Raw genomic sequence first — 2,211 nt, forward strand, 5'->3', positions numbered from 1 at the left:
CGCGTGGCCTGCCGCACCGGCCGGGAGCTCGGCGCCCTGGCCGTGCTGGCGCTGAGCTTCCCGCTGCACCCGCCGGGCCGGCCGGAGAAGTCCCGGGCCGGGGAGCTGACCGGGTCCGCCCTGCCCACCCTCGTCGTACAGGGGGCGCGGGACCCCTTCGGGCGGCCCGAGGAGTTCCCGGACGGGGACTTCGAGCTCGTCGAGGTCCCCTACGGCGACCACGGTTTCGCCGTGCCCAAGAAGGCGGAGGTCTCCCAGGAGGAGGCCCTGGAAGTGATCACCGGAGCCGTGGCGGACTGGCTGGCCGGGCTCGCCGCGTGAGCCGCGCCGCAGCCCCGCGGTGGTCGGCCGCGTGAGCCGCGCCGCAGCCCCGCCCCGGCCGGCGGCTGCCGGGAATGCCCGGCCGGGGTCCTTGGTTGTCCGGGGTGACGGTACGTACGTACGGAACCCACCGAAGGAGAGGACGCGGCGCATGACGCAGGTCATCAGTCAGAACCGCCCCCAGGCCGACCTGGACTGGACGGTGCTGCCGGCCCCCAAGCGCGCCCCCCTCCGGGCGGCGGACGGCCGGGATGGTCGACTATTCTCCGATTCGAGTGGGTCCGCATTCGGAGCCGCCACGCTGTCGGAGGAGGTGGGTTCCGTCACTGGGACCGACGAAGGCCACGCGGAGGAGACGACCGCGGAGCGCAACGCGCGCTTCGAACGGGACGCACTCGGCTACCTCGACCAGATGTACTCGGCCGCGCTGCGCATGACGCGCAACCCGGCCGACGCCGAGGACCTGGTCCAGGAGACGTACGCGAAGGCGTACGGGTCCTTCCACCAGTTCCGGGAGGGGACCAACCTCAAGGCGTGGCTGTACCGCATCCTGACCAACACCTTCATCAACTCCTACCGCAAGAAGCAGCGCGAACCCCAGCGCAGCGCGGCGGAGGAGATCGAGGACTGGCAGCTGGCGCGCGCCGAGTCGCACATGTCCACGGGTCTGCGCTCCGCCGAGTCGCAGGCGCTGGACCACCTGCCCGACTCGGACGTCAAGGAAGCCCTCCAGGCCATCCCGGAGGAGTTCCGCATCGCCGTGTATCTCGCGGACGTAGAGGGGTTTGCGTACAAGGAGATCGCGGACATCATGGGTACACCCATCGGTACGGTCATGTCGCGACTGCACCGTGGCCGCCGTCAACTCCGTGGAATGCTGGAGGACTACGCCCGTGAGCGCGGGCTGGTCCCCGCCGGCGCGGGGGAGTCGAACGACCGGAAAGGCTCGGGCTCATGAGCTGCGGAGAGCCGCACGAGACGGACTGCGCTGAGGTCCTGGACCACCTCTACGAGTTCCTGGACCACGAAATGCCGGACAGCGACTGCACGAAGTTCGAGACGCACTTCGGCGAATGCAATCCCTGCCTGGAGAAGTACGGCCTGGAGCAGGCCGTGAAGAAGCTGGTCAAGCGCTGCTGCGGATCGGACGACGTACCGTCCGACCTGCGCTCCAAGGTGATGGGCCGGATCGAGCTGATCCGCTCGGGCCAGGCCGTGCCCGACCACGACGTCACCGCGGGCCCGGCCACCGGCTGACGCCGCCGCCCGGCCACCGGCTGAGACCCTTCCCGGCCGCAATCCCCGGAACGCCCTTTCGTTCACCCGAAGGTGCTAATCCGGGGGTTCCCGGACGGTGCAATACGAAAATGTGGCCCGCCACGCCGGCAGGGCACGCCTATTCTCCCCAATCGGTACCGGTCCGACCGCCGGTACCCGGCTTTCCGCATCGTGCAAGGCCCCCGGGGAGGAGAGCGCCATGCGGGTACTTCCGCCGGCGGCGCGCATCTGTGTGCTGGCCGCGCTCGCCGGGGCAGTCGCATGCGTATGGCCGGCCCTCGCCCCCCTCGCGCACCTCGGTTCCGCTTCCCCCGGCCACGGCGGTGCGTTCCCGCCCGCCCTGCCCTCCCTCGCCGCGCTCTACCTCGGCTGCGAGCTGATCCGCCTCTGCCCGCTGCCGGGCGGCCGCGCCCCCGAGGGCATCGGCTCCTTCCTGCCCGTCCTGCTCGCCGCCGTCTTCCTGCTGCCGCCCGCGGCCGCCGCCCTCGCCGCGGTCCCCGGGGCGGAACTTGGCGAGCAGCCCGGCGACGGCCGGCGGGCGGTGGGTGCGGTCACCGCTCCCTTACCTGCCCACCCTCGTCTTAACTGTGGTCCTGGGCTAGGTGAGCTTCT

Annotated in this window: 3 protein-coding genes and 1 pseudogene; all 4 read left to right on the forward strand. The window is 71.4% G+C overall.

The window, feature by feature from the left end; translation table 11 throughout:
• Positions 1–321 (forward strand): alpha/beta hydrolase family protein (locus GPJ59_RS35675; protein ID WP_374201007.1); only part of this gene is annotated, 321 nt, incomplete at its 5' end.
• 313 nt (positions 322–634) lie between these two features.
• Complete coding sequence (locus GPJ59_RS35680) at positions 635–1,279, forward strand: sigma-70 family RNA polymerase sigma factor (protein ID WP_219672278.1); 645 nt, start codon at positions 635–637, stop codon at positions 1,277–1,279.
• A complete protein-coding gene (gene rsrA, locus GPJ59_RS35685) occupies positions 1,276–1,578 on the forward strand; it encodes a mycothiol system anti-sigma-R factor (protein ID WP_219672277.1) in 303 nt (100 codons plus the stop codon). The genes GPJ59_RS35680 and rsrA overlap by 4 nt, the downstream gene beginning before the upstream one ends.
• A 220-nt stretch (positions 1,579–1,798) precedes the next feature.
• A pseudogene (locus GPJ59_RS38260) lies at positions 1,799–2,211 on the forward strand (HD-GYP domain-containing protein); the annotation flags it as partial.

The organism is Streptomyces bambusae (genome assembly GCF_019400985.1).
Taxonomy (GTDB): domain Bacteria; phylum Actinomycetota; class Actinomycetes; order Streptomycetales; family Streptomycetaceae; genus Streptomyces; species Streptomyces bambusae_A.